The organism is Streptomyces noursei (genome assembly GCF_016917755.1).
In the GTDB taxonomy this organism is placed as follows: domain Bacteria; phylum Actinomycetota; class Actinomycetes; order Streptomycetales; family Streptomycetaceae; genus Streptomyces; species Streptomyces yunnanensis.
Map to the genome: position 1 here is coordinate 4566925 of NZ_CP070326.1, position 23572 is coordinate 4590496.

24 protein-coding genes are annotated in these 23572 nt (G+C 73.2%); 6 read left to right on the forward strand and 18 right to left on the reverse strand.

Going from position 1 to position 23572, the window contains the following annotated elements; genetic code table 11:
• Nucleotides 1-12: 12 nt before the first annotated feature.
• The 4 genes from JNO44_RS19995 to JNO44_RS20010 all read right to left on the reverse strand — a co-directional run bounded on the left by JNO44_RS19995 (nt 13) and on the right by JNO44_RS20010 (nt 4367).
• A complete protein-coding gene (locus JNO44_RS19995) occupies nt 13-1128 on the reverse strand; it encodes a GuaB3 family IMP dehydrogenase-related protein (RefSeq protein WP_205365543.1) in 1116 nt (371 codons plus the stop codon).
• 99 nt (nt 1129-1227) lie between these two features.
• Nucleotides 1228-2730 carry an IMP dehydrogenase gene (guaB, locus tag JNO44_RS20000; RefSeq protein ID WP_205365544.1) on the reverse strand — a complete coding sequence of 501 codons (1503 nt, stop codon included), beginning with the start codon at nt 2728-2730 and terminating at the stop codon, nt 1228-1230.
• A 170-nt stretch (nt 2731-2900) separates the two neighbouring features.
• Nucleotides 2901-3476 (reverse strand): sigma-70 family RNA polymerase sigma factor, encoded by a 576-nt coding sequence (locus tag JNO44_RS20005; RefSeq protein WP_018538709.1) that lies wholly within the window; start codon nt 3474-3476, stop codon nt 2901-2903.
• Between the two features lie 279 nt (nt 3477-3755).
• Complete coding sequence (locus tag JNO44_RS20010) at nt 3756-4367, reverse strand: response regulator transcription factor (RefSeq protein ID WP_003948568.1); 612 nt, start codon at nt 4365-4367, stop codon at nt 3756-3758.
• A gap of 382 nt (nt 4368-4749) precedes the next feature.
• Between JNO44_RS20010 and JNO44_RS20015 the strand changes: the two genes are divergently transcribed.
• Nucleotides 4750-5082, forward strand: coding sequence for a WhiB family transcriptional regulator (locus tag JNO44_RS20015; RefSeq protein WP_018538710.1), 333 nt, complete (start codon nt 4750-4752; stop codon nt 5080-5082).
• 68 nt (nt 5083-5150) lie between these two features.
• On the opposite strand, the gene JNO44_RS20020 is transcribed toward JNO44_RS20015, so the two are convergent.
• Nucleotides 5151-6062 carry a LysR family transcriptional regulator gene (locus JNO44_RS20020; RefSeq protein WP_205365545.1) on the reverse strand — a complete coding sequence of 304 codons (912 nt, stop codon included), beginning with the start codon at nt 6060-6062 and terminating at the stop codon, nt 5151-5153.
• 78 nt (nt 6063-6140) lie between these two features.
• On the opposite strand from JNO44_RS20020, the gene JNO44_RS20025 reads away from it, so the two are divergent.
• On the forward strand, nt 6141-6812 hold the full coding sequence (locus JNO44_RS20025; RefSeq protein ID WP_240167596.1) for an MOSC domain-containing protein: 672 nt from the start codon (nt 6141-6143) through the stop codon (nt 6810-6812).
• A gap of 70 nt (nt 6813-6882) precedes the next feature.
• On the opposite strand, the gene JNO44_RS20030 is transcribed toward JNO44_RS20025, so the two are convergent.
• Entirely contained in the window at nt 6883-7656 is a 774-nt protein-coding gene (locus tag JNO44_RS20030) for an SDR family NAD(P)-dependent oxidoreductase (protein ID WP_205365547.1), read from the reverse strand.
• 230 nt (nt 7657-7886) lie between these two features.
• On the opposite strand from JNO44_RS20030, the gene JNO44_RS20035 reads away from it, so the two are divergent.
• On the forward strand, nt 7887-8897 hold the full coding sequence (locus JNO44_RS20035; RefSeq protein ID WP_205365548.1) for a hydroxyacid dehydrogenase: 1011 nt from the start codon (nt 7887-7889) through the stop codon (nt 8895-8897).
• Between the two features lie 94 nt (nt 8898-8991).
• Here the strand turns inward: JNO44_RS20035 and groL are convergent, their stop codons facing one another.
• Nucleotides 8992-10617 (reverse strand): chaperonin GroEL, encoded by a 1626-nt coding sequence (gene groL / locus JNO44_RS20040; protein ID WP_205365549.1) that lies wholly within the window; start codon nt 10615-10617, stop codon nt 8992-8994.
• Between the two features lie 135 nt (nt 10618-10752).
• Nucleotides 10753-11061, reverse strand: a complete 309-nt coding sequence (groES, locus tag JNO44_RS20045; RefSeq protein ID WP_016571324.1) for a co-chaperone GroES — start codon at nt 11059-11061, stop codon at nt 10753-10755.
• 408 nt (nt 11062-11469) lie between these two features.
• Between groES and JNO44_RS20050 the strand changes: the two genes are divergently transcribed.
• Complete coding sequence (locus tag JNO44_RS20050) at nt 11470-12906, forward strand: FtsW/RodA/SpoVE family cell cycle protein (protein WP_205370109.1); 1437 nt, start codon at nt 11470-11472, stop codon at nt 12904-12906.
• Between the two features lie 64 nt (nt 12907-12970).
• Nucleotides 12971-14167 (forward strand): class I SAM-dependent methyltransferase, encoded by a 1197-nt coding sequence (locus JNO44_RS20055; protein ID WP_205365550.1) that lies wholly within the window; start codon nt 12971-12973, stop codon nt 14165-14167.
• 52 nt (nt 14168-14219) lie between these two features.
• On the opposite strand, the gene JNO44_RS20060 is transcribed toward JNO44_RS20055, so the two are convergent.
• From JNO44_RS20060 to tsaB, 4 genes are all read right to left on the reverse strand, one after another.
• Nucleotides 14220-14588 carry a hypothetical protein gene (locus JNO44_RS20060; protein WP_205365551.1) on the reverse strand — a complete coding sequence of 123 codons (369 nt, stop codon included), beginning with the start codon at nt 14586-14588 and terminating at the stop codon, nt 14220-14222.
• A gap of 116 nt (nt 14589-14704) precedes the next feature.
• Nucleotides 14705-15832 carry a tRNA (adenosine(37)-N6)-threonylcarbamoyltransferase complex transferase subunit TsaD gene (tsaD, locus tag JNO44_RS20065; RefSeq protein ID WP_189857238.1) on the reverse strand — a complete coding sequence of 376 codons (1128 nt, stop codon included), beginning with the start codon at nt 15830-15832 and terminating at the stop codon, nt 14705-14707.
• A gap of 2 nt (nt 15833-15834) precedes the next feature.
• Nucleotides 15835-16362 carry a GNAT family N-acetyltransferase gene (locus JNO44_RS20070; protein ID WP_240167981.1) on the reverse strand — a complete coding sequence of 176 codons (528 nt, stop codon included), beginning with the start codon at nt 16360-16362 and terminating at the stop codon, nt 15835-15837.
• 44 nt (nt 16363-16406) lie between these two features.
• Nucleotides 16407-17084, reverse strand: a complete 678-nt coding sequence (gene tsaB, locus JNO44_RS20075; protein WP_205365553.1) for a tRNA (adenosine(37)-N6)-threonylcarbamoyltransferase complex dimerization subunit type 1 TsaB — start codon at nt 17082-17084, stop codon at nt 16407-16409.
• 131 nt (nt 17085-17215) lie between these two features.
• Here tsaB and JNO44_RS20080 point away from each other — a divergent pair, with 131 nt between their 5' ends.
• Nucleotides 17216-17794 (forward strand): hypothetical protein, encoded by a 579-nt coding sequence (locus JNO44_RS20080; protein ID WP_205365554.1) that lies wholly within the window; start codon nt 17216-17218, stop codon nt 17792-17794.
• Nucleotides 17795-17827: 33 nt separating this feature from the next.
• Here JNO44_RS20080 and JNO44_RS20085 read toward each other — a convergent pair whose 3' ends face one another.
• From JNO44_RS20085 to JNO44_RS20110, 6 genes are all read right to left on the reverse strand, one after another.
• A complete protein-coding gene (locus tag JNO44_RS20085; protein ID WP_205365555.1) occupies nt 17828-18118 on the reverse strand; it encodes a hypothetical protein in 291 nt (96 codons plus the stop codon).
• 178 nt (nt 18119-18296) lie between these two features.
• Nucleotides 18297-18833, reverse strand: coding sequence for a tRNA (adenosine(37)-N6)-threonylcarbamoyltransferase complex ATPase subunit type 1 TsaE (gene tsaE, locus JNO44_RS20090; protein WP_205365556.1), 537 nt, complete (start codon nt 18831-18833; stop codon nt 18297-18299).
• 83 nt (nt 18834-18916) lie between these two features.
• Complete coding sequence (locus JNO44_RS20095) at nt 18917-20224, reverse strand: alpha/beta fold hydrolase (protein WP_205365557.1); 1308 nt, start codon at nt 20222-20224, stop codon at nt 18917-18919.
• Nucleotides 20221-21408, reverse strand: coding sequence for an alanine racemase (gene alr / locus JNO44_RS20100; protein ID WP_205365558.1), 1188 nt, complete (start codon nt 21406-21408; stop codon nt 20221-20223). Before alr ends, JNO44_RS20095 begins: the two co-directional genes overlap by 4 nt.
• Before the next feature lie 319 nt (nt 21409-21727).
• Nucleotides 21728-23158: an NAD(P)H-hydrate dehydratase gene (locus tag JNO44_RS20105; protein ID WP_205365559.1), complete on the reverse strand. Its 1431-nt coding sequence runs from the start codon at nt 23156-23158 to the stop codon at nt 21728-21730.
• Between the two features lie 45 nt (nt 23159-23203).
• A complete protein-coding gene (locus tag JNO44_RS20110) occupies nt 23204-23572 on the reverse strand; it encodes a holo-ACP synthase (protein ID WP_205365560.1) in 369 nt (122 codons plus the stop codon).

Here is a 23572-nt window from a genome sequence, read left to right on the forward strand (position 1 = left end):
CTCAGGCGGGGTCTACCGCCGCGGTGCGACCGTCACCTCGACCCGCTGGAACTCCTTCAGCTCGGAGTAGCCCGTGGTGGCCATCGCCCGCCGCAGCGCGCCGAAGAAGTTCATCGTCCCGTCCGGCGTGGTCGACGGACCGCACAGGATCTCCTCCGTCGTGCCGACCGCACCGAGGTCGACCCGCTTGCCGCGCGGCACGTCCTCGTGGACCGCCTCCATGCCCCAGTGGTGGCCGCGGCCCGGCGCGTCCGTCGCCCGCGCCAGCGGCGAGCCCATCATCACCGCGTCCGCGCCACAGGCGATCGCCTTGGGCAGGTCGCCGGAGTAGCCCACGCCGCCGTCGGCGATCACGTGCACGTACCGGCCGCCGGACTCGTCCATGTAGTCCCGGCGGGCGGCGGCGACATCGGCCACCGCGGTCGCCATCGGCACCTGGATGCCCAGGACGTTGCGGGTGGTGTGCGCCGCCCCGCCGCCGAAGCCGACCAGCACGCCCGCCGCGCCGGTCCGCATCAGGTGCAGCGCCGCGGTGTACGTCGCGCAACCGCCGACGATCACCGGCACGTCCAGCTCGTAGATGAACTGCTTGAGGTTCAGCGGCTCGGCGGCGCTGGAGACGTGCTCGGCGGAGACCGTCGTCCCGCGGATCACGAAGATGTCCACGCCCGCGTCCACGACCGCCTTGGAGAACTGCGCGGTGCGCTGCGGGGAGAGCGCGGCGGCGGTGACCACACCGGCCTCGCGCACCTCCTTGATGCGCTGCCCGATCAGCTCCTCCTTGATCGGCGCGGCGTAGATCTCCTGGAGCCGCTTGGTGGCGGTGGGACCGTCCAGCTCCGCGATCTCCGCCAGCAGCGGCTCGGGGTCCTCGTAGCGGGTCCACAGCCCTTCGAGGTTGAGCACGCCGAGGCCGCCCAGCTCGCCGATGCGGATCGCGGTCTGCGGGGAGACCACCGAGTCCATCGGGGCCGCCAGGAACGGCAGCTCGAAGCGGTAGGCGTCGATCTGCCAGGCGATCGAGACCTCCTTCGGGTCGCGGGTGCGCCGACTGGGTACCACGGCGATGTCGTCGAACGCGTATGCCCGGCGGCCGCGCTTGCCGCGCCCGATCTCGATCTCAGTCACTGGTTCTGCCCTCCTACGGATACGCCCCCAGTATCCCCGACGGGGAAGACTGGGGGCGCATCCGGCCGCCACTCGGCGAAGCGGGCGTCGAGGAGGCCGTCAGCTGCGCGCGTAGTTGGGCGCCTCGGTGACCATCTGCACGTCGTGCGGGTGGCTCTCCTTCAGACCGGCGGCGGTGATCCGCACGAACCGGCCCTTCTCCTTGAGCTCGGGGATGTCGGCGGAGCCGACGTAGCCCATGGAGGCGCGCAGACCACCGACGAGCTGGTGCGCGACCGAGGCCAGCGGGCCGCGGTAGGGCACCTGGCCCTCGATGCCCTCCGGCACCAACTTGTCCTCGGAGAGGACGTTGTCCTGGAAGTAGCGGTCCTTGGAGAACGACCGCGCCTGGCCGCGCGACTGCATCGCACCCAGCGAGCCCATGCCCCGGTAGGACTTGAACTGCTTGCCGTTGACGAAGACCATCTCGCCCGGCGACTCCTCGCAGCCGGCCAGCAGCGAGCCCAGCATGACGGTGTCCGCACCGGCCGCGATCGCCTTGGCGATGTCGCCGGAGTACTGCAGGCCGCCGTCGCCGATCAGCGGCACGTTCGCCGCGTGGCACGCCTGCGCGGCCTCGTAGATCGCGGTGACCTGCGGGACGCCGATGCCGGCGACCACCCGCGTGGTGCAGATCGAGCCCGGGCCCACGCCGACCTTCACGCCGTCCACGCCGGCGTCGATCAGCGCCTGGGCGCCGTCACGGGTGGCGACGTTGCCGCCGACGACGTCGACGCTGATGTTGGACTTGATCTTGGCGATCATGTCGAGGATGCCGCGGCTGTGCCCGTGCGCGCTGTCCACGACCAGGAAGTCCGCACCGGCCTCGACCAGCGCCTGCGCCCGGTCGTAGGCCGAGTCGCCGACGCCCACCGCGGCACCGACGATCAGCCGGCCCTCGGCGTCCTTGGCGGCGTTCGGGTACTTCTCCGCCTTGACGAAGTCCTTGACGGTGATCAGGCCCTTGAGCAGGCCCGCGTCGTCGACCAGCGGCAGCTTCTCGATCTTGTGGCGGCGCAGCAGCTCGATGGCGTCCTCGCCGGAGATGCCGACCTTGCCGGTGACCAGCGGCATCGGCGTCATGACCTCGCGCACCTGGCGGCTGCGGTCCATCTCGAAGGCCATGTCGCGGTTGGTCACGATGCCCAGCAGCTTGCCCGCGGCGTCGGTGACCGGCACCCCGCTGATCCGGAACTTGGCGCACAGCGCGTCCGCCTCGGCCAGCGGCGCGTCCGGCCGGACCGTGATCGGGTCGGTGACCATCCCGGACTCGGAGCGCTTGACCAGGTCGACCTGGTTGGCCTGGTCCTCGATCGACAGGTTGCGGTGCAGCACGCCCGCGCCGCCCTGTCGCGCCATGGCGATCGCCATCCGCGCCTCGGTGACCTTGTCCATCGCGGCCGAGAGCAGCGGGATGTTGACCCGGACGTTCCGCGAGACGCGGGACGCGGTGTCGACGGCGTTGGGCAGCACCTCCGACGCGCCGGGCAGCAGCAGCACGTCGTCGTATGTCAGCCCGAGCATGGCGAATTTGGCGGGCATACCCTCGACGTTGTCACTCATGACACCTTCCCCAATGCTCTTGCCTCAGCGCGGACTCCCATGCTAACGGCCTTGTACGGTGTCTCATTCCACGAGCAATGAGGGCCTCGTCACTTGTACTTTCCTACGTCTACTTCCCGTCGTAGGGCGAGCGGGACGGCGATCCATCGGACGCCGCGCTGTCCGGGGGGCTACTGCTCGGCCAGCGCCCGCAGCCTGCTCAGGGCCCGGTGCTGGGCGACCCGCACCGCACCGGGCGACATGCCCAGCATCTGCCCGGTCTCCTCGGCCGTCAGCCCCACCGCCACCCGCAGCAGAACCAGTTCCCGCTGGTTCTCCGGCAGATTCGCCAGCAGCTTCTTGGCCCACTCCGCGTCGCTGCTCAGCAGCGCCCGCTCCTCGGGACCCAACGAATCGTCCGGCTGCTCGGGCATCTCGTCCGACGGCACGGCCGTACTGCCCGGATGCCGCATCGCGGCCCGCTGAAGATCGGCGACCTTGTGGCCGGCGATGGCGAAGACGAACGCCTCGAAGGGCTTCCCGGTGTCGCGGTAGCGCGGCAGCGCGCACAGCACCGCGACACAGACCTCCTGCGCCAGATCCTCGACGAAGTGCCGGGCGTCGCCGGGCAGCCGGGAGAGCCGGGTGCGGCAGTAGCGCAGAGCGAGGGGGTGGACGTGGGCCAGCAGGTCGTGGGTGGCCTGCCGGTCTCCTTCGACGGCGCGTGCGACGAGAGCGCCGATCTCCTGCTTCCCGTCATCGCGCATCGGTCCATGGTGCCTTGACGCCGAACGATCCGCGGCATCAGGTCCACACTTGTGCACTGAAGCGTTATGCGCGGCAGGTGCGCCGGCTGTCATCTCGTGCGCCCTCCCCTCCTGCCCGACCGGCCCGTCCCCGAGGAACTCCATGCCTCAAGCATGCGGCACCGCGCGGGGAATCGGGCCGCCGTGGCACCGGGCAGCGTGCGGGGCACCATGTCGCCCCGCCCGCCAGAGGGCGGGCGGGGATCTTCATTACCCCGCATCGCTGCACGTCACGACGGTTCAGCGGACCAGGCCCCAGCGGAAACCGAGTGCCACCGCATGCGCCCGGTCGGAGGCGCCGAGCTTCTTGAAAAGCCGCCGCGCGTGCGTCTTGACGGTGTCTTCGGAGAGAAACAGCTCACGTCCGATCTCGGCGTTGGAGCGGCCGTGGCTCATGCCCTCCAGCACCTGGATCTCGCGGGCGGTGAGCGTCGGCGCGGCGCCCATCTCGGCCGACCGCAGCCGGCGCGGGGCGAGCCGCCACGTCGGATCGGCCAGGGCCTGCGTCACCGTCGCGCGCAGCTCGGCGCGCGAGGCGTCCTTGTGCAGATAGCCGCGGGCGCCGGCGGCGACCGCCAGCGCGACCCCGTCCAGGTCCTCGGCCACCGTGAGCATGATGATCCGGGCACCGGGGTCGGCGGACAGCAGCCGGCGCACGGTCTCGACACCGCCGAGGCCGGGCATCCGTACGTCCATCAGAATCAGGTCCGAGCGGTCGGCCCCCCAGCGGCGGAGGACCTCCTCGCCATTGGCCGCGGTGGTCACGCGCTCGACGCCGGGCACGGTTGCAACCGCCCGTCGGAGCGCCTCTCGGGCAAGCGGGGAGTCGTCGCAGACGAGGACGGATGTCATGACCGCCCTCCGCAGCTGATGCGCGTCACCTTGAGCCTCCAGGCTGGTACGTATCGTCACCTGGGCGGTTGGCGCACCCCTCGGACACCTGCCCGAGGACTACCTCTGCCAACCACCTCCGCACACTCAACGACGGTCACTCGAAAGAGTTACGGCTTCGGCGACCGAGTTCAGCACGCTCCGTGAGGAGCCGGATACGCAGACGACTCACCGAGCTGCCGGCATCCGCGCGTGCACCCTATGCCCTATTTGGCTCTGTTTCTTCCATTTTCGCGTTGACTGCGGCTAGATTCGCAATGAGTCATATTTACATCTACTTCGACAGTAGATGTAACGTCGTGAGCACCGAGCCCGATACGCATCGCCTCCGAGGGGACAAGCAATGGCAGATTTCTCCCGCCTCCCGGGCCCGAACGCAGACCTCTGGGACTGGCAGCTGCTGGCCGCCTGCCGCGGCGTCGACAGCTCGCTCTTCTTCCATCCCGAGGGCGAGCGGGGGGCGGCCCGCAGCGCGCGGGAGGCGTCGGCGAAGGAGGTCTGCATGCGCTGCCCGGTGCGGGCCCAGTGCGCGGCGCATGCGCTGGCCGTCCGCGAGCCCTACGGCGTCTGGGGCGGCCTCACGGAGGACGAACGCGAGGAGCTCATGGGGCGGGCCCGGCACCGGATGGTCCCGGCCAGCTCGCTGCCCGGACACGCGACCATGCCGGGCGCCTGACCGACAGCACCCCGCACCATTCGAAGAAACGTTCCTGCACGCCTGACGGACGGCACCGCTCGCGGCGGTCAGCGTCCCGCGGCGTCCGCCAGCTGATCCAGCATCGCCCCGACCGCGGGCACGTGCGCCAGGTCCGGCAGCGTGAGCGCGACGATCTCGCGGTGCACCGGAGGCTCCATCCGCACCGTCGACGCCCCCTTGGGACGCACCGACTCCAGCGTCAGCTCGGGCAGCGCCGCGACCCCCAGCCCCGCCCCGACCAGCCCGATCACCGCCGGATAGTCGTCGGTGGCGAAGTCGATGCGCGGGGTGAACCCGGCGCGCTCGCACACCTCGACCAGATGCGTGCGGCAGCGCGGGCAGCCCGCGATCCACGGCTCGTCGGCCAGGTCCGCGAAGCACGCGGCACCGACCTTCGCCAGCCGGTGGCCGTCCGGCACCAGCCCGACCAACCGGTCCGACAGCACCGGCCGGACCACCAGGTCCTCCCACTCCGCCCCGGCGGACGGGTCCGCGCCGGGCGCCTCGGGGTAGCGGAACGCCAGCGCGATCTCGCACTCGCCGTTGCGCAGCAGCTCGATCGAGCGCGGCGGCTCGGCCTCGTCCAGCGACACCCGGACCCCCGGGTGCGCGGCCCGCATCCTGGCCAGCGCCGTCGGCACCAGCGTCGAGCTGCCCGACGGGAACGACACCAGCCGCACCCGCCCCGAGCGCAGCCCCGCGATGGCCGCGACCTCGTCCTCGGCCGCGCTGAGCCCCGCCAGGATGCCGGCCGCGTGCCGGACCAGCGCCCCGCCGGCCTGCGTCAGCCGCATCTCGCGCCCGGTGCGCACCAGCAGCGGGGTGCCGGCGGACTGCTCCAGGGCCTTCATCTGCTGGCTGACCGCGGGCTGGGTGCAGCCCAACTCCCGCGCGGCGGCGGAGAAGGAACCGGTCCGGGCGACGGCGCGCAGCACGCGGAGATGACGGGCTTCGATCACCCTTCGAGCATAAGCGATTCTTGGACAGAACATGAAAAATAGCGTGAAGTCTTTTGCCGGATGTCCTACCGTGCGCACATGAACGCGACGTTGCTGACCGTGAACATCGGGCGGGCCGCCCCGTCCGCCCACAGCTCCGCCGAGGGCGGAACGGGCATCGACAAGCGCCCGGTGGACGGGCCCGTGGCGGTGGCCGCCCCCGGCCCCAAGGGCACCGCCGGCAGCGGCCTCGCGGGCGACGCGGTGGTCGACCGGCGCCACCACGGCGGCGACGACCAGGCCGTCTACGCCTACGCCCGCGAGGACCTCGACGACTGGCAGCGGCAACTGGACCGCGAGTTGGCCAACGGCGTCTTCGGCGAGAACCTCACCACCGCCGGCCTGGACGTCACCAACGCCCGGATCGGCGAACGCTGGCGCATCGGCCAGGAGGTGCTGCTGGAGGTCACCTCGCCGCGGATCCCCTGCCGGACGTTCCAGGGCTGGCTGGACGAACGCGGCTGGATCAAGCGGTTCACCCAGGCGGCGGTGCCCGGCGCGTACCTGCGGGTCCTGGAAGCCGGCGAGATCCGCGCCGGCGACACCGTGACGGTCGAGCACCGGCCCGACCACGACGTCACCGTCGCGCTGATGTTCCGTGCCCTCACCACCCGGCGCGAACTGCTGCCGCGACTGCTGGCGGCGGGCGACGCCCTGCACGAAGAGGCCCGGGCGACGGCGACGAAGTACGCGGCGCAGAGCGCGAACTGACCCCGCGGGGCCCGGGCGACCGGGCCCCGGCGACGCGATGCCGCCTCGCACCGCGCGGTCGGTCCCGGCTCTACTCCGGGCCGTACTTCCGGCCGGTGCGCGAGGTCAGGCCGCCCAGCACGCCGCGCGGCGCCAGCTTCACGACGCCCATCAGGGCCTTGTAGCGCGGGTCCGGAATGGACAGCGACTTGCCGCGCGCCAGATCCTTCATGGCCGCGTCCACGAGCTTGTCCGCGTCCAGCCACATCCAGCCCGGGATGTTGTCCGTGCCCATCCCGGCCCGCTGGTGGAACTCGGTCCGCACGAAGCCCGGGCACAGCGCCATCAGGCGCACCCCGCTGCCCGCCAGGTCGCGCGCCGCGCCCTGGGTGAACTGCACGACCCACGCCTTGCTCGCGCCGTACGTGCCGCGCGGGACGAACGCCGCGACCGACGCCACATTGACCACGGCGCCGCGCCGGCGCTCGCGCATCCCGCGCACCCCGGCCGTGGTCAGCCGCAGCACCGCCTCGCAGTGCACCTTCAGCATCGCCAACTCGTCGGCCATCGTGACCTCGAGGTACTCGCCCTTGTTGCCGAAGCCGGCGTTGTTGACCAGCAGGTCCACCGGGCGCCTGGTGTCGGCCAGGCGCGCCTCGACGGCGGCGATGCCGTCCTCCGTCGCCAGGTCGGCGCTGAGCACCTCCGCCTCGATCCCGTGCCGGTCGTGCAGTTCGGTGGCCTGCTCCCGGAGACGCTTCTCGTCGCGGGCCACCAGCACCACGCTGTGCCCGTCGCCCGCGAGTCGGCGGGCGAATGCGGCGCCGATGCCGGCCGTTGCTCCTGTGATCAATGCAGTCGTCATACCGGAACGGTAGCGGGGGGCCGGCGCTTCCCACGGTGCGGCCGGGGTGGCGTTTGGCTTCCGTCGGTCCGCGGCGGATTCGGGAGGCCATGGCCCCCCGCGTCGTCGGCCGCCCCGCCGTACCGGCCGGCGGGCCGTGAACGGTCGGGGCCGCCGGCGGGTAGGCACCGACCGCCAGGGGCGGCGGAAGCCGAGCGTCCGCCCCGCCGCGACGCAGGAGGAGTCGAGAGATGCGCCCAGCACTGCTTCTGGCCATGGGGCCGGGTATCGCCGAGCGGCTGTTCGGGGAGCCGCAGCGGGTCCGGCTCGAACGGCTGGCCCGGACGGACTGCCGGCTCGTCGCACACGAGTTGGCCGCGCCGGGGCCCGCGGTGGCCGCCGCCCTCGACGGGGCCGAGGTGCTGCTCACCTGCTGGGGCGCCCCACCGCTGACCGCGGAGGTGCTCGCGGCGGCGCCCCGGCTGCGGGCCGTCGTGCATGCGGCCGGGTCCGTCAAGCAGCTCGTCACCGACGCCTGTTGGGACCGGGGCGTCGCCGTCAGTTCGGCCGCCGCGGTCAATGCGCAGCCGGTCGCGGAGTACACGCTGGCCGCGATCCTGTTCGCCAACAAGCGCGTACTGCACGCCGCCCACCGCTACCGCACCCTGCGCGCGCCCCACGACTGGCTGGGCGAACTGGACGGCGCCGGCAACCACGGCCGCACCGTCGGCATCGTCGGCGCCTCCCGGATCGGCCGCCGTGTCCTGGCGTTGCTGCGCCCGTTCGACCTGCGGGTGCTGCTCCACGACCCGTACGTGGACGAGGAGGAGGCGGGGCGGCTGGGGGTCGAGCCGGTGGCGTTGGCGGAGTTGTGCGCGCGCAGCGACGTGGTCAGCGTGCACGCGCCGGAGGTGGCCGCCACCCGGCATCTGATCGGCGCCCGCGAGTTGGCGCTGATGCCGGACGGGGCGACGCTCGTCAACACCTCCCGCGGGTCGCTGGTGGACGAGGCGGCGCTGGTCGCGGAGTTGCGCAGCGGGCGGATCTCGGCCGTGCTCGACGTCACCGAGCCCGAACTCCCGCTCGCCGGCTCACCGTTGTACGACCTGCCGAACGTGCTGCTCACACCGCATGTCGCCGGGTCCATGGGCACCGAGCTGCGGCGGATGGCCGACCATGCCCTCGACGAGGTGGAGCGGTATGCGCGGGGCCTGCCGTTCGCGGATCCGGTGCGGCGGGAGGGGCTGGGGCACTCGGCCTGACGGGTTCCGGGTACGGGCGAGGCCCGGCCCGCTGGGGTGCGGGGCCGGGCCTCGTGGGGTGCCGGCGCGGACGCGGCCGGCGGTTGCGCAGGGGTCAGTGCGCGTGGCCGTGGCCGTGACCGGCGGCGGCAGCCTCTTCCTCTTCCTTCTTCTCGACGACCAGGGTCTCGGTCGTGAGCAGGAGGGAGGCGATGGAGGCGGCGTTCTCCAGGGCGGAGCGGGTGACCTTGACCGGGTCGATGACGCCGGCCTTGACCAGGTCGCCGTACTCGCCGGTGGCGGCGTTGAAGCCGTTGCCCTTGTCGAGCTCGGCCACCTTGGAGGTGATCACGTAGCCCTCCAGGCCGGCGTTCTCGGCGATCCAGCGCAGCGGCTCGACGGCGGCGCGGCGGACCACGGCGACACCGGTGGCCTCGTCGCCGTCCTTGTCGAGGTTGCCCTCCAGGACCTTGACGGCGTGGACCAGCGCGGAGCCACCACCGGAGACGATGCCCTCCTCGACCGCGGCGCGGGTCGCGGAGATGGCGTCCTCCAGACGGTGCTTCTTCTCCTTGAGCTCGACCTCGGTGGCCGCGCCGACGCGGATCACGCAGACGCCGCCGGCGAGCTTGGCGAGGCGCTCCTGGAGCTTCTCGCGGTCCCAGTCGGAGTCGGTGCTCTCGATCTCGGCCTTGATCTGGGCGACGCGGCCCTGGACGTCCTCGGAGTTGCCACCGCCGTCGACGAGGGTGGTGTCGTCCTTGGTGATGGTCACGCGGCGGGCGGTGCCCAGCACGTCCAGGCCGACCTGGTCGAGCTTGAGGCCGACCTCCTCGGCGACGACGGTGCCGCCGGTGAGGGTGGCCATGTCGCCGAGCATCGCCTTGCGGCGGTCACCGAAGCCGGGGGCCTTGACGGCCACCGCGTTGAAGGTGCCGCGGATCTTGTTGACGACGAGGGTGGAGAGGGCCTCGCCCTCGACGTCCTCGGCGATGATCAGCAGCGGCTTGGAGGCGTTCGCCTGGATGATCTTCTCGAGCAGCGGCAGAAGGTCCTGGATGGAGGAGATCTTGCCCTGGTGGATCAGGATGTAGGGGTCATCGAGGACGGCCTCCATACGCTCCTGGTCGGTGACCATGTACGGCGAGAGGTAGCCCTTGTCGAAGGCCATGCCCTCGGTGAAGTCCAGCTCCAGGCCGAAGGTGTTGGACTCCTCGACGGTGATCACACCGTCCTTGCCGACCTTGTCCATGGCCTCGGCGATCAGCTCGCCGACCTGCGGGTCCTGGGCGGACAGCGCGGCGACGGCGGCGATGTCGGACTTGTCGTCGATCGGGCGGGCGGTCGCCAGCAGCTCGTCGGAGACGGCCTTGACGGCGGCGTCGATGCCCTTCTTCAGGGCGGCCGGGGAGGCACCTGCGGCGACGTTGCGCAGGCCCTCGCGGACCAGCGCCTGGGCCAGCACGGTGGCGGTGGTGGTGCCGTCACCCGCGATGTCGTTGGTCTTGGTCGCCACCTCCTTGACGAGCTGGGCGCCCAGGTTCTCGTACGGGTCCTCGATCTCGACCTCGCGGGCGATGGTGACACCGTCGTTGGTGATGGTCGGGGCACCGAACTTCTTGTCGATGACGACGTTGCGGCCCTTGGGGCCGATGGTGACCTTGACGGTGTCGGCCAGCTTGTTAACGCCGCGCTCAAGGGCGCGACGGGCGTCCTCGTCGAACTTCAGGATCTTCGCCATGGCTGCTTCAAGTCCTCTCGTTGCGATCGTCGGCCTCGCCGCCGTGACCGCTCTCGCTCAAACGAACTGCGCCCCTGCCCCGGGTCGATGAGAACACGGGAACCAGGGGCGCAGATCAGGGCAAATCCGGGTGACTTACTTCTCGACGATCGCGAGCACGTCGCGAGCCGAGAGGACGAGGTACTCCTCGCCGCTGTACTTCACCTCGGTGCCGCCGTACTTGCTGTAGAGCACGACGTCACCGACCTTGACGTCGAGCTCGACGCGCTTGCCGTCCTCGAAGCGACCCGGACCGATCGCCAGGACGACGCCCTCCTGGGGCTTCTCCTTCGCGGTGTCCGGAATGACCAGGCCAGAGGCCGTGGTCTGCTCGGCGTCGAGCGGCTGGACCACGATGCGGTCCTCAAGCGGCTTGATGGCAACCTTGGAGCTGGCGGTCGTCACGATCCGACCTCCCCCTTCGGAGATCTCACGGGGTTAACTGTCTGAGGTGGCGACCAGGTGGATCCGTCGTCGCGGGTGCCGGACCTGCCCGTCGCTGTGTTGGCACTCCCCGAGGGAGAGTGCCAACGCTGAGACTATGACGCGGTTAGCACTCGGTCAAGCGGAGTGCCAGCGCGCCGTATACGCGTACCGTGTCTGCTGCCGGTGGCCGGGGTGGAGTCGGACACATCCTGCCGGCCGACGGCAACCGCGCCCGCGACCGGCCCGTCTTGCCCCTGGGACCGCTGGCCACCGGGCCACGACCCGGCCGCCCCGCGGCCCTGACCCATCGATCGCGGAGGAACAGTGCGCGGACTGACCAGCGCTTCCCGGAATCCCGGGGGACCGGAGAGCGATGCCGAGCGCACCATGACGTTCGCCGCGCTGGCCCACGCGCCGAACCGTCGGCGCACCGAAGCCTGGCTGCTCGGGTTCGTCGTCTTCATCACCGTCTTCGGCTACGCCTACACCGAGCTGTCGATGAAGGGGCAGCTCCCCGGCGGGCTGGCCGGCTTCGCGGTGAGCGTCTTCTTCATCGCGCTGGTGCCGCACCTGGTCGTCCGCCGGTTCGCGCCGCGCGCCGATCCGCTGATCCTGCCGTTGGCGACACTGCTGACCGGGATCGGGCTGGTGCTACTGCATCGGCTGGACATCACCTACGCGGAGAAACCGCGGCTGCACATCGCCCAGGCGGCGACCGGGCAGCTGGTGTGGACGGTCATCGGAGTGGCGGTCTGCATCGCGATCCTGATGATCCTGCGCGACCACCGGCTGCTCCAGCGCTACATCTACCTGACGATGGCAGTCGCGCTGGTGATGCTGATGGCGCCGGCGTTCTTCGGCGCGGACAAGTTCGGCGCCAAGCGCTGGATCATGCTCGGGCCGCTGTCGCTCCAGCCCGGCGAGTTCGTGAAGATCATGATCGTGGTGTTCTTCGCGGGCTATCTCACGGTCAACCGCGATGCGCTGGCGCTGTCCGGGCGCCGGGTGATGGGCATGCAGCTGCCGCCGGGGCGGCAGCTCGGGCCGATCGCCACGATCTGGGTGATCAGCCTGCTGGTGCTGGTCTTCGAGCGCGACCTGGGCACCTCGCTGATCTTCTTCGGCGTCTTCGTGATCATGCTCTACATGGCCACCGAGCGCACCAGCTGGGTGGTCTGCGGCCTGCTCATGGCCGTGGTCGGCGCCGGCGTCGTCGGCTCGACCGAACCGCACGTCAAGGGCCGTGTGATGGCCTGGCTGCACCCGATGGACATCTTCCTGCCGGAGAACAAGCGGCCGCCGGGCCTGATCTCCGACCAGGCGGCACAGGCGCTGTTCAGCTTCGGCAGCGGCGGGATAGGCGGCTCCGGGCTCGGCCAGGGCCACCCCGAGCTGATCGGATTCGCCGGCAACAGCGACTTCATCCTCACCACCGTCGGCGAGGAACTGGGGCTGGCCGGCGTGATGGCCGTCCTGCTGTTCTACGCGCTGCTGGCCCAGCGCGGGATGCGGGCAGGGCTGACCGCCCGCGACCCGTTCGGCAAGCTGCTGGCGGTCGGGCTCTCCGGCGCGCTGCTGCTCCAGGTCTTCGTCGTCACCGGCGGCGTCACCGGCCTGATCCCGCTGACCGGCAAGGCGCTGCCGTTCCTCGCGGCGGGCGGCTCGTCGATGGTCGCGAACTGGGTGATGGTGGCGGTGCTGCTGCGGGTCAGCGACAGCGCCCAGCGGCGCCGGGAGCCGGTCCGCCCGTCCCCGGAGCGGCCGGACGCCGACGCGACCCAGCGGGTGCCGCGGATCAGCGGGCCGCCCGCGCCCGGGGCCTGACGGAGACGCTTCCGCCGACCGGCCCGCGGGACCGTCCGCGGGCCGGCCCACCGGCTGGCCCACAATGGTGCGGGTGACCGACCTCGACACCTTCTCCGCGCTGCTCGCCCCCGAGGGCCAGGAACTGCTGGCCCTCCTACGGGACCACGACCCGGCGGACGAGCTGGCGACCGCCACCCGCCTCCGCCGCGACCATCCCGCACTGCTGGTCTCCGCCGCCCTCGGGCAGGCCCGGCTGCGCCAGCGGGCCGCCGCGAAGTTCGGCGCGGACGCCGCGCGGATGTACTTCACCCCCAACGGCGTCGAGCAGTCCACCCGCACCTCGGTCGCCGCCCACCGCGCCGCCCGGCTCGCCGCGGCCGGCGTGCGGACCCTGGCCGACCTGTGCTGCGGGATCGGCGGCGACGCGCTCGCGCTGGCCCGGGCCGGGATCCGGGTACTGGCCGTGGACCGCGACCCGCTGGCCTGCGCGGCGGCCCGGGCCAACGCCGAGGCGCTGGGGCTGGCCGACCTCATCGAGGTGCGGTGCGCGGACGTCACCGAGGTCGACACCGCCGGGTACGACGCGGTGTTCGTGGATCCGGCGCGGCGCAAGGGAGTTCGCGGTGGCCGGATTTTCGATCCGGAGGCGTATGCGCCGCCGCTGTCCTGGGCGGTCGGGGCGGCCCGTTCGGCACCGTGCGCGGCGTTGAAGATCGCACCCGGGGTGCCGCACGAGGCGCTGCCCGAGGACGCCGAGACGGAGTGGATCTCCGACGGCGGGGACGTGAAGGAGGCCGTGCTGTGGTTCGGCACCGGCCGGGGCGGCGCCCGCCGGGCCACGCTGCTGCCGGCCGGCGACTCCCTGGTCGGCGCCGGCCTCCCGGACCCCGAGCCGGGGCCGGTGGGCGACTGGCTCTACGAGCCCGACGGCGCGGTGATCCGCGCCCATCTGGTCGCCGACGTCGCGGAGCAGGTCGACGGACGGCTGATCGACCCGACCATCGCGTATGTGACGGCGGACCGGCTGACGCCGACGCCGTACGCCACCGCCTACGCGATCACCGACGTGCTGCCCTTCAACGTCAAGAAGCTGAAGGCGCTGCTACGGGAGCGCGAGGTGGGCGTCGCGGTGATCAAGAAGCGCGGGTCCGCGGTGGAGCCCGAGGAGCTGCGCCGCAAGCTCAAGCTCGCCGGGCCGCACACCTGCACGGTCTTCCTCACCCGGGTCGCGGGGGCGCCCACGATGCTGCTGGGCCACCCCGCGGGGCAGGGCGCCTGACGGCGGGCGGGTGCGGGCGTGCGGGCGGGTGCGGGCGGCCCGGCCCGTCGGCCTAGGCCAGGTCGGTCAGATCCTCGGCGTAGACCTGGGAGAGCGGCTGCGGGCCCACGTACTGCTGGCAGGCGCACGGCCGGGCCTCGTAACGGGCGGGCCGCTGGTCCGCGTCCCAGGCGACGGCGGTCCGCACCAGCTCATGGCACTTGCCCTGTTTGTCATGCTTGGCGAGGTGGTGCTCGCAGCCGCAGACGGCGGCCGGCGGCCGGTCCGCCGCCTCCAGGGCCAGGCGCTCCTCGCGGCGGGCCTCGATGAGGGCGAGCTTGCGCTTGTGGCGCGTCTTGAGCGCCTTGCGGACCGTGCCGCGCACCGCGGTGCCGGCGTAGATGGCCGGCCCGGCCAGGAAGAAGAGATACCACCAGTCCATCGCGCGTCCCCCGTCGTCCCCCGTGTGCGGCCGGGGCGGTCGGCCCACGCCCCGGCCACCAGGATAGAGCGTCGCGCGACGCCTCCCACCAGCCGGAACGCCGACGGCCGGAACGCCTACGAGTAGAGGTTGTCCTTGCTCAGCTCGTGGAAGTGGTCGTGGTCGTGCGCATGCCCGTGGGTGTGGGCGTGCGGGTCCGGGACGTGGGTCTCGGTGACCGGCAACGAGGAGTCCGCGGAGAGGTCCCAGGCGGACGCCGGGCGGTTGCGGGCCACCATCTCGGCGCCCAGAGCCGCCACCATCGCCCCGTTGTCGGTGCACAGCTTGGGGCGCGGCACCCGCAGCCGGATGCCGGCGTCCTCGCAGCGGCGCTCGGCCATCGCCCGCAGCCGGGAGTTGGCCGCCACCCCGCCGCCGATCATCAGATGGTCCACGCCGTTGTCCTTGCAGGCCCGCACGGCCTTGCGGGTCAGGACGTCGACGACCGCCTCCTGGAAGGACGCCGAGACGTCCGCGACCGGCACCTCCTCGCCGGCCGCCCGCTTGGCCTCGATCCAGCGGGCCACCGCGGTCTTCAGTCCGGAGAAGGAGAAGTCGTAGAGGGGGTCGCGGGGGCCGGTCAGCCCGCGCGGGAAGCGGATCGCGTCCGGGTCGCCCTCGCGGGCCATCCGGTCGATGACCGGGCCGCCGGGGAAGCCGAGGTGGAGCACCCGCGCCACCTTGTCGAACGCCTCGCCGGCGGCGTCGTCGATGGTCGCGCCGAGCGGACGGACGTCGGAGGTGATGTCCGGGGCCAGCAGCAGCGACGAGTGACCGCCGCTGACCAGCAGCGCCATCGTCGGCTCCGGCAGCGGACCGTGCTCCAGCTGGTCCACGCAGATGTGCGAGGCGAGGTGGTTGACGCCGTAGAGCGGCTTGCCGAGGGCGTAGGCGTACGCCTTGGCGGCCGAGACGCCCACCAGCAGGGCGCCCGCCAGGCCGGGGCCCGCGGTGACCGCGATGCCGTCCAGGTCGGAGGCGGCGACCCCGGCGTCCTTCAGCGCGCGCTGGATGGTGGGGACCATCGCCTCCAGATGGGCGCGGGAGGCCACCTCGGGCACCACCCCGCCGAAGCGGGCGTGCTCGTCGACGCTGGAGGCGACCGCGTCGGCCAGGAGGGTGTGGCCGCGGACGACGCCGACACCGGTCTCGTCGCAGGAGGTCTCGATACCGAGGACGAGCGGTCCACCGCGGGAGTCAGCCATGTTCACGTTCCTTGTACGGAGGGTGCTTCGGAGGAGGTCTGGGAGGGGCGGCGCATCACCAGTGCGTCGACGTTGCCGGGCTGGTAGTAGCCGCGGCGGAAGCCGATCGGCTCGAAGCCGAAGCGCTCGTAGAGGCGCTGCGCGCGGGTGTTGTCGACCCGCACCTCCAACAGCACCTCGTGGCATTCGAAGTCGGTGGCGGTGGCGAGCAGCGCGGACAGCAGCCGGGCGCCGAGGCCGCTGCCCCACTGGTCGCGGGCGGTGGCGATGGTCTGTACGTCGCCGGTGCCGTCGATCGCGGCCAGCCCGCCGTAGCCGACGATCCGGCCTGCCCGCCGGTCGCCCGACGGCTGCTCCTCAGCGGCACCTCTGCGCGGCGGCACCTGCAACTCGGCGACGAGGTAGCGGCGGGTGGCCAGCGGGCCGCGGGCGTGCGCGAGTTCGGACCAGAACATCCCCGGCGACCAGGCGTCCTCGGGGAAGAGGTCACGCTCCAGCTCCAGCACCGGGTCCAGGTCCCACCAGCGCATCTCCCGCAGCACGACGGACGGCCCGGTCGCCTCGGGTCGGCCACTCACTGGGGAGTGACCACCTTGTAGTTGGCCGGTACCTGGGCGTCGGGGCGGCGCAGGTACAGCGGTCGCGGCGGCAGCAGCTCCTCGCCGGCGGCCAGCTTCCGCGCGGCGAGCTCGGCCAGCGCGGCGGCGGACTGGTGCTCGGGCCCGTCCCGCCGGACGCCGGTGAAGACGGTGTCGTACAGCAGCGCGCCGGCGCCCACGGCGGGGACCCCGGCGACCTCGTCGGCGATCTCGGCGGGGCGGTCCACGGCCGGCTCGGTCAGCCGGGCCGGGGGGAGGTCGGGCGACGGGCGGGCCGCGTAGCGCGCCCAGTAGACCTCCTTGCGGCGGGCGTCGGTGGCCACGACGAAGGGTTCGGTCAGACCGGAGGCGTGGGCGATGCCGTCCAGCGAGCACAGGCCGTGGACCGGGACGCCGAGCGCCGCCCCGAAGGTGGTGGCCGTCACCAGCCCCACCCGCAGCCCGGTGTACGGGCCGGGTCCGACGCCGACCACGATGTCGGTGACCTCGGCGAGCTTGTGCCCGGCCTCGGTCAGCACCCGGTCGACGGCGGGCAGCAGCAGTTCGCCGTGCCGGCGCGCGTCCACTTCCCCGGCGGCGGCGAGGGCGCGGGAGCCGTCGTGGAGCGCGACGGTGACGGCGGGGGTGGCGGTGTCAAGAGCTAGCAGCAGCACGCCTTTAAGACTACGGCGCGGCCGGCGGTGCCCGTCGCGGTGCTACCGTCGATCCGCAGCCAGCCCGGTCAGCACAACAGCCAGCAGCCTCCCGCCCACGGGCGAGGAGCGTACGGAAAGGTGGCACCGCGGTGCCCGCTAAGAGCAGCACGATCGTCACCGGTCTCACCGCGGCCGCCCTGATCGCGATCGGTGTGCTGGGCTTCCAGGCGTCCGCCTCCGCCTCCGGTCCGCTCGCCCCGGTCCGGGGCGACGCCCGGGCGGCCGACAAGCAGCCGGACGCCCACGACCAGCACGACAAGAAGGACAAGCCGCCGGCCCCGGTGCCGGTCCCGGCGCAGTCCGGCACCGGCAAGCGCGTGGTCTACGCGCTGGGCGCCAAGCGGGTCTGGCTGGTGGGCGCGAACGGCACGGCGCAGCGGACGTTCACGGTGACGCCGAGCACGGTGCACCCGGCGCCGGGGACGTACCCGGTCAGCTCGCGGTCGGTGAGCGTGACCGGCTCGGACGGGGTGGCGATCGAGCACGTGGTGCGGTTCGCCGGCGTCGACGGGGTGGCCATCGGCTTCAGCGCGGCGGTCGACGGCTCCACGCCCACGCCGAGCGGGGCGAGCGGAAAGAAGACCGGCGGCATCCGGGAGTCGCGCGAGGACGGCGCGGCACTGTGGGACTTCGCGGTGCGCGGTGTGAAGGTCGTCGTCGTCCCCTGAGCCCGCCGGGCCCGGCCGCTTCGCCCCTGTGGGTTACGCGGCGTCGCGCCCCGGAGTGGACGCCCGCCCCTCGGGTCCGTCGCCGCCCGACCCGCCCGTTCGCCCGGCTTCGGTGTCCTCGGCCCGCTCCTGCGCGCCGTTGCGCTGCTGTGCGCGGGGTTCCGCCGCGGCGTCCGGCGGTGTGGAGACGGCGCTGGCCGCGGCGCAGGCCGCAAGGAGTTCGTTCATCGTCGGCGGCGCCTTCCGCGCGTCCTGTTCGGCGCGCCCGGCCGCCGCGACGGGGGTGGCCCCGCGCCGTTCGGTCGTGGGCTGGTGGGGGGACATGGACGCCTCCCGGGCTCCTGGGGCAAGCGACAGGGGTTAGGGTCTACTTAGGTACACCTAACCAGGGCTCTCCCACCCATGTGACCACGCCTGACACCGCCGACGCAACATCTTGCCGACGGCTTGTCGGAAACTACCGCCCCACACCGCCCAACAAGGGCCCTTTTGCACCCTTTCGTCAGCAGATCTCCAGTTCCGGGAGCCCGGCGTCCGCCCAGCGCCCACCGATCCCGGTGACCGTCACCTCGCGGACGTCGTCCACGTCCTCCTCCGGGTGTCCGTCCGCGCCACTGGGGGCGTCAGCGCCCACGGCCCGGCCGATGACGACGTGCAGCCGGTCCTCCGCCAGCTCCTCGACCTTGCCGTCGCCCCACTCGACGACCACCACCGACTCCGGCAGCGAGACGTCGAGGTCCAGGTCCTCCATCTCGTCCAGGCCGCCGTCGAGCCGGTACGCGTCGACGTGCACCAGCGCCGGGCCACCGGTCAGCGACGGGTGCACCCGGGCGATGACGAAGGTCGGCGAGGTCACGGCGCCCCGCACGCCCAGGGCCTCGCCCAGACCGCGGGTCAGCGTGGTCTTCCCCGCGCCCAGCTCACCGCTGAGCAGCACCAGGTCGCCGGGGCGCAGCAGCGGCGCCAACCGGCGGCCCAACTCCTGCATCTGATCGGGGGACTTGACGGTTACGCGGGCAGTCGCGCCAGTGGTGCTCATGCCGCAAATGGTACGGCCCGGACGGGGCGATGGTCCCGCACCGAGCCCGGGACCGCCGTCCGGGACCGCCGTCCGGGACCGGCTCAGGCCCGCGCGGTGCGCGACCGGCGGGCCGCCGCGCCCGCCCGTTCCACCAGCGCCACCAGGTGGTCGTTGACCAGCTCGGGCCGCTCCAGCATCACCAGGTGCCCGGCGCCCGGCACGCACACCAGCTCGGCGTCCGGCAGCACCTCGGCGATGGTCCGGCTGTGCTCGGCCGGGGTGATCAGGTCCTCCTCGCCGGCGAGCACCAGCGCGGGCACCGCGTCGTACGCCACCAGCGCCTCGGTCTTGTCATGGACCGCGAACGCCGGGAAGAACTCGGCGACCACATCGATCGGGGTCGCCTCGATCAGCCGCTCCCCGAACCGCGCGATCGCCGGATCCACGTCATCGGACCCGAACGAATAGCGCTTGATCAGCCCCGCGAACAGATCGGCGGTGGCCCGCCGCCCGCGCTCGACGATCTCGCTCTGCCGGCCCAGCGCCTTGAGCACCCCCGGCGCCAGCCAGTGGAACGCCTTGGAGCCCATCGACGGCAGCCCGAACCCGACCTCGCTCAGCCGGCCCGCCGACGTCCCGATCAGCGCCACGCCGACCACCCGCTCCGCGACGTACTCGGGGAACTGGTCGGCCAGCGCCATCACCGTCATCCCGCCCATGGAGTGCCCGACCAGCACGATCGGCCCCTCGGGCACCGCGGCGTCCAGCACCGCCTTCAGATCCCGGCCCAGCAGGTCGATGGTGACCGGCTCGGTCCCGTCGACCTGTCCGTGGCCGCGGGCCGAGCGGCCGTGGCTGCGCTGGTCCCAGTGGACGGTACGGAGCGCGCCGCGCAGCGCGGCCCGCTGGAAGTGCCAGGAGTCCTGGCTGAGGCAGTAGCCGTGGCTGAAGACGACCGTGGGCGCCGGGGAGCGCCGCCCCAGGGCCGCCGTGAGCCGCTTGTGCAGCCCGCTCCGGGTGTCCTGGGCGGCCCGCACCTCCTTGCCCGCGCGGCCGCCCGCGGTGCCGTTCACGGCCGTCCTGCCGCCCTTGGTCCGCTTGCCGGCCGGGCCGTCCACCACCTCGTCGACCTCGTAGTACAGCTCGGTCCCGTCCTCGGCGATCGCCGCGCCCGGGGTGCCGCGCAGCGTGCCGTACGGGCCGGCCGCGTCCAGCGCCAGCCGGGCCCGGCGGCGCATCCCGCGGCCGACCGTCAGCCGCTCTATGGCCACCCCGGCCGCCGCGCCCGCCGCGACCACGCCGATCGCCAGGCCCGCGACGCCCGCGTGGCGGCCCGCCCGGGCCCAGTTGCCGGCCGCCTCCGCGGCCGTCTCCACGGCCTGCGCCGCGGCCTCCGTGCCGTCGGTCATGCCACACCCCCCGTCAGCGCCGTGTCCTCGCCGGACCGGTCCGGCGCCTCGCTGTCCACATAGACGCGCGGCACCCGCTTCCCGATCCGGGTGACGATCTCGTACCCGATCGTCCCGGCCGCCCGCGCCCAGTCCTCCGCGCTCGGCTCGCCCTGGTCGCCGGGCCCGAACAGCACCGCCGGCTCGCCGGCCTCGGCGTGGTCCCCGCCCAGATCGACGACGAACTGGTCCATCGCGACCCGCCCCGCGATCGTCCGCCACTTCCCGGCGACCAGCACCGGTCCCGTTCCCGACGCGTGCCGCGGGATCCCGTCGGCGTACCCCAGCGGGACCAGCGCCAGGGTCGTCTCCCCCGGCGTCGTGTAGTGGTGCCCGTACGACACCCCGTGCCCGCCCGGTACCCGCTTGACCGACGCCAGCGAAGCCTGAAGCGTCATCGCCTGCCGCAGCCCGAAGTCCTCCGGCGTCCCCACCTCGGGGCTGGGCGACACGCCGTAGATCCCGATCCCCGTCCGCACCAGGTCGAAGTGGGTCTCGGGGAGGGTGAGCAGCGCCGGGGTGTTGGCGATGTGCCGCACCTCCGGCCGCAGCCCGGCCGCCTCGGCGACCGCCAGCGCCCGGCGGAACTCCGCCAGCTGGGCGGCGATCGACGGGTGCCCGGGCTCGTCGGCGCAGGCGAAGTGCGACCAGACACCGGTGACCGCGAGCACGCCCTCCGCCTCGGCGGCGCGAGCGGCGGCGGTCAGCTCCGTCCAGTCCTCCGGCGGGCAGCCGTTGCGCCCCAGACCGGTGTCGATCTTGAGCTGGACGCGGGCGGCCCGGCCACGGTCGCGCGCCGCGGCCACCACCTCCCGCAGCGCCCACATGCCGCTCACCGAGACATCGACGTCCTGCTCGATCGCTCGGCCCCAGGGCCCGCCCGGCGTCCACAGCCAACACAGCAGACGGCCGGTGTCCCCGGCCGCACGCAGCGCCAACGCCTCCTCGGGGAGCGCCACGCCCAGCCAGGGCGCACCGGCCTCGCGAGCGGCGCGGGCACAGCGGATCGCGCCGTGTCCGTAGGCGTCGGACTTGACGACGGCCATCAGCTGCGCCCCGGGGGCGAGGCTCCGCAATGCACGGACGTTCGACCGCACGGCGGCGAGGTCAATGACGGCACGGGCTCGCTTCGCTGTCTCGTTCATCCCCCTCAGTGTCGCAGGCGAGGCGCCGCGCCGGCCGCCTTCCCACGTTGTGGTGAGGGTGGGGTTCGTATTCCACCGGGCCCCGACGCCCCGGCGTGCGCGCCGCCGCGACCGCTCTCACCTGCCCCATCGATGGGCATCCGCCGACGGGCCCGGGCCGCACACCGGCACGCGTGACACCCGCCCCCAGCGGGGCGGTAGACGGACCACCAGCCCCCACGAAGGACAGACAAAAGTGCGGAACGGTAACAAATCGCCCGCGCTGCCACGGCGGCGCGGGCGATCCGCATCCGTCCGGGTCCGGCGGCATCAACAGCCGCTACGACACCACGTTCTCCCAGGCCGCCCCCAACGCCCCGGCCACCTCCGACGCCACGATCGGCTCGCCCCGCGGCCCCGCCGCGTGCCGGCCCGCGAGCCCGTGGAGGTAGGCGCCCACCGAACCGGCGTCCCGCGGCGCGAGGCCCGCGGCCAACAGCGCCCCGGTGAGGCCGGAGAGCACGTCCCCGCTGCCGGCCGTCGCCAACCACCCCGTCCCGGTGGGGTTGACCCGCACCGGAACCCCGGCAGCCGGATCCGCCACCAACGTCGTCGAGCCCTTCAGCAGCACCGTCGCCCCGTACCGCCCCGCCAACTCCCGCACGGAGTCCAGCCGCGCCGCCTCGACCTCCTCGCGCCCCCGCCCCAGCAGCGCCGCCGCCTCCCCCGCGTGCGGCGTCAGCAGGGTCCCGGCCGCCCGCCGCCGCACCTGATCGGGCGTCAGGAAGCGGAGCCCGTCCGCGTCCACCAGCACCGGGACGTCCGCCGTCAGCACGTCGTCCAGCCCCTCCGACTCGTCACCGAGACCGGGCCCGATGACCCACGACTGGACCCGGCCCGCCTTCCCCGGCGGCCCGCTGTGCACCAGGGTCTCCGGAAACCGCGCCAGCACCGCGTCGGCCGCCGGCCCCACGTACCGCACCGCCCCGGCGCCGCCCCGCAGCGCGCCGGCCACCGCCAGCACCGCCGCCCCCGGATAGCGCGCCGACCCGGCGACCACCCCGACCACCCCGCGCCGGTACTTGTCGCTCTCCGCGGCCGGCCGCGGCAGCAGCTCCGCCACGTCCGCGTGCTGCAGCGCCTCCACGTCGGCGGTGGCCGGCGGGCGCAGGCCGATGTCCACCAGGCGGAGCGCGCCGGCCCGTTCGCGCGCCGGGTCGATCAGCAGGCCCGGCTTGTACGCGCCGAACGTGACGGTCGCGTCCGCCCGTACGGCGTCACCGGGCACCTCGCCGGTGTCGGCGTCCACCCCGCTCGGCAGATCGACGGCCACCACGATCGCCGCCTCCCGCGCCGCGCCGGCGAGCCGGGCCGCCTCCGGGCGCAGCCCGCCCCGGCCGCCGATGCCGACGATGCCGTCCACCACCAGGTCGGCCCGCCCGATGTCGCGGAGCGGATCGGCCGAGACCCGGCCACCGGCCGCGCACAGGGCCGCCAGGCCGCCGGCGTGGGCCCGTTCGGGCGAGAGCAGTACGGCGACCACCCCGGCGCCGCGGCGGGCCAGCCGGGCGCCGGCATGGAGCGCGTCCCCGCCGTTGTCGCCGCTGCCCACCAGCAGCACCACCCGGGAGCCGTACACCCGGCCCAGCAACTCGGCGCAGGCGACGGCGAGTCCGGCCGCCGCCCGCTGCATCAGGGCCCCCTCGGGCAAACGGGCCATCAGTTCCTGCTCGGCGGCCCGCACGGTCTGAACGCTGTAGGCAGTCCTCATGCGGCCAGTGTCACACCGGGACGGGGCGCCCGTCCCGGACCCGCCCTACCCCTCGGCGATCACCACCGCCGAGGCGACGCCCGCGTCATGACTGAGCGACACATGCCAGTTCTGCACGCCGAGTTCCGCGGCGCGGGCGGCGACCGTGCCGCGCACCCGCAGCCGCGGCTGGCCGCTGTCCTCGACGTACACCTCGGCATCCGTCCAGTGCAGGCCGCCCGGCGCGCCCAGCGCCTTGGCCACCGCCTCCTTGGCGGCGAACCGGGCGGCCAGGGAGGCGATGCCCCGCCGCTCACCGCTCGGCAGCGTCAACTCCGTCCCGTTGAACAGCCGGTGCGCCAGCTCCGGCGTCCGCCGCAGCGCCGCCTCGAACCGGTCGATCTCCGCGACGTCGATCCCGACCCCGATGATCAC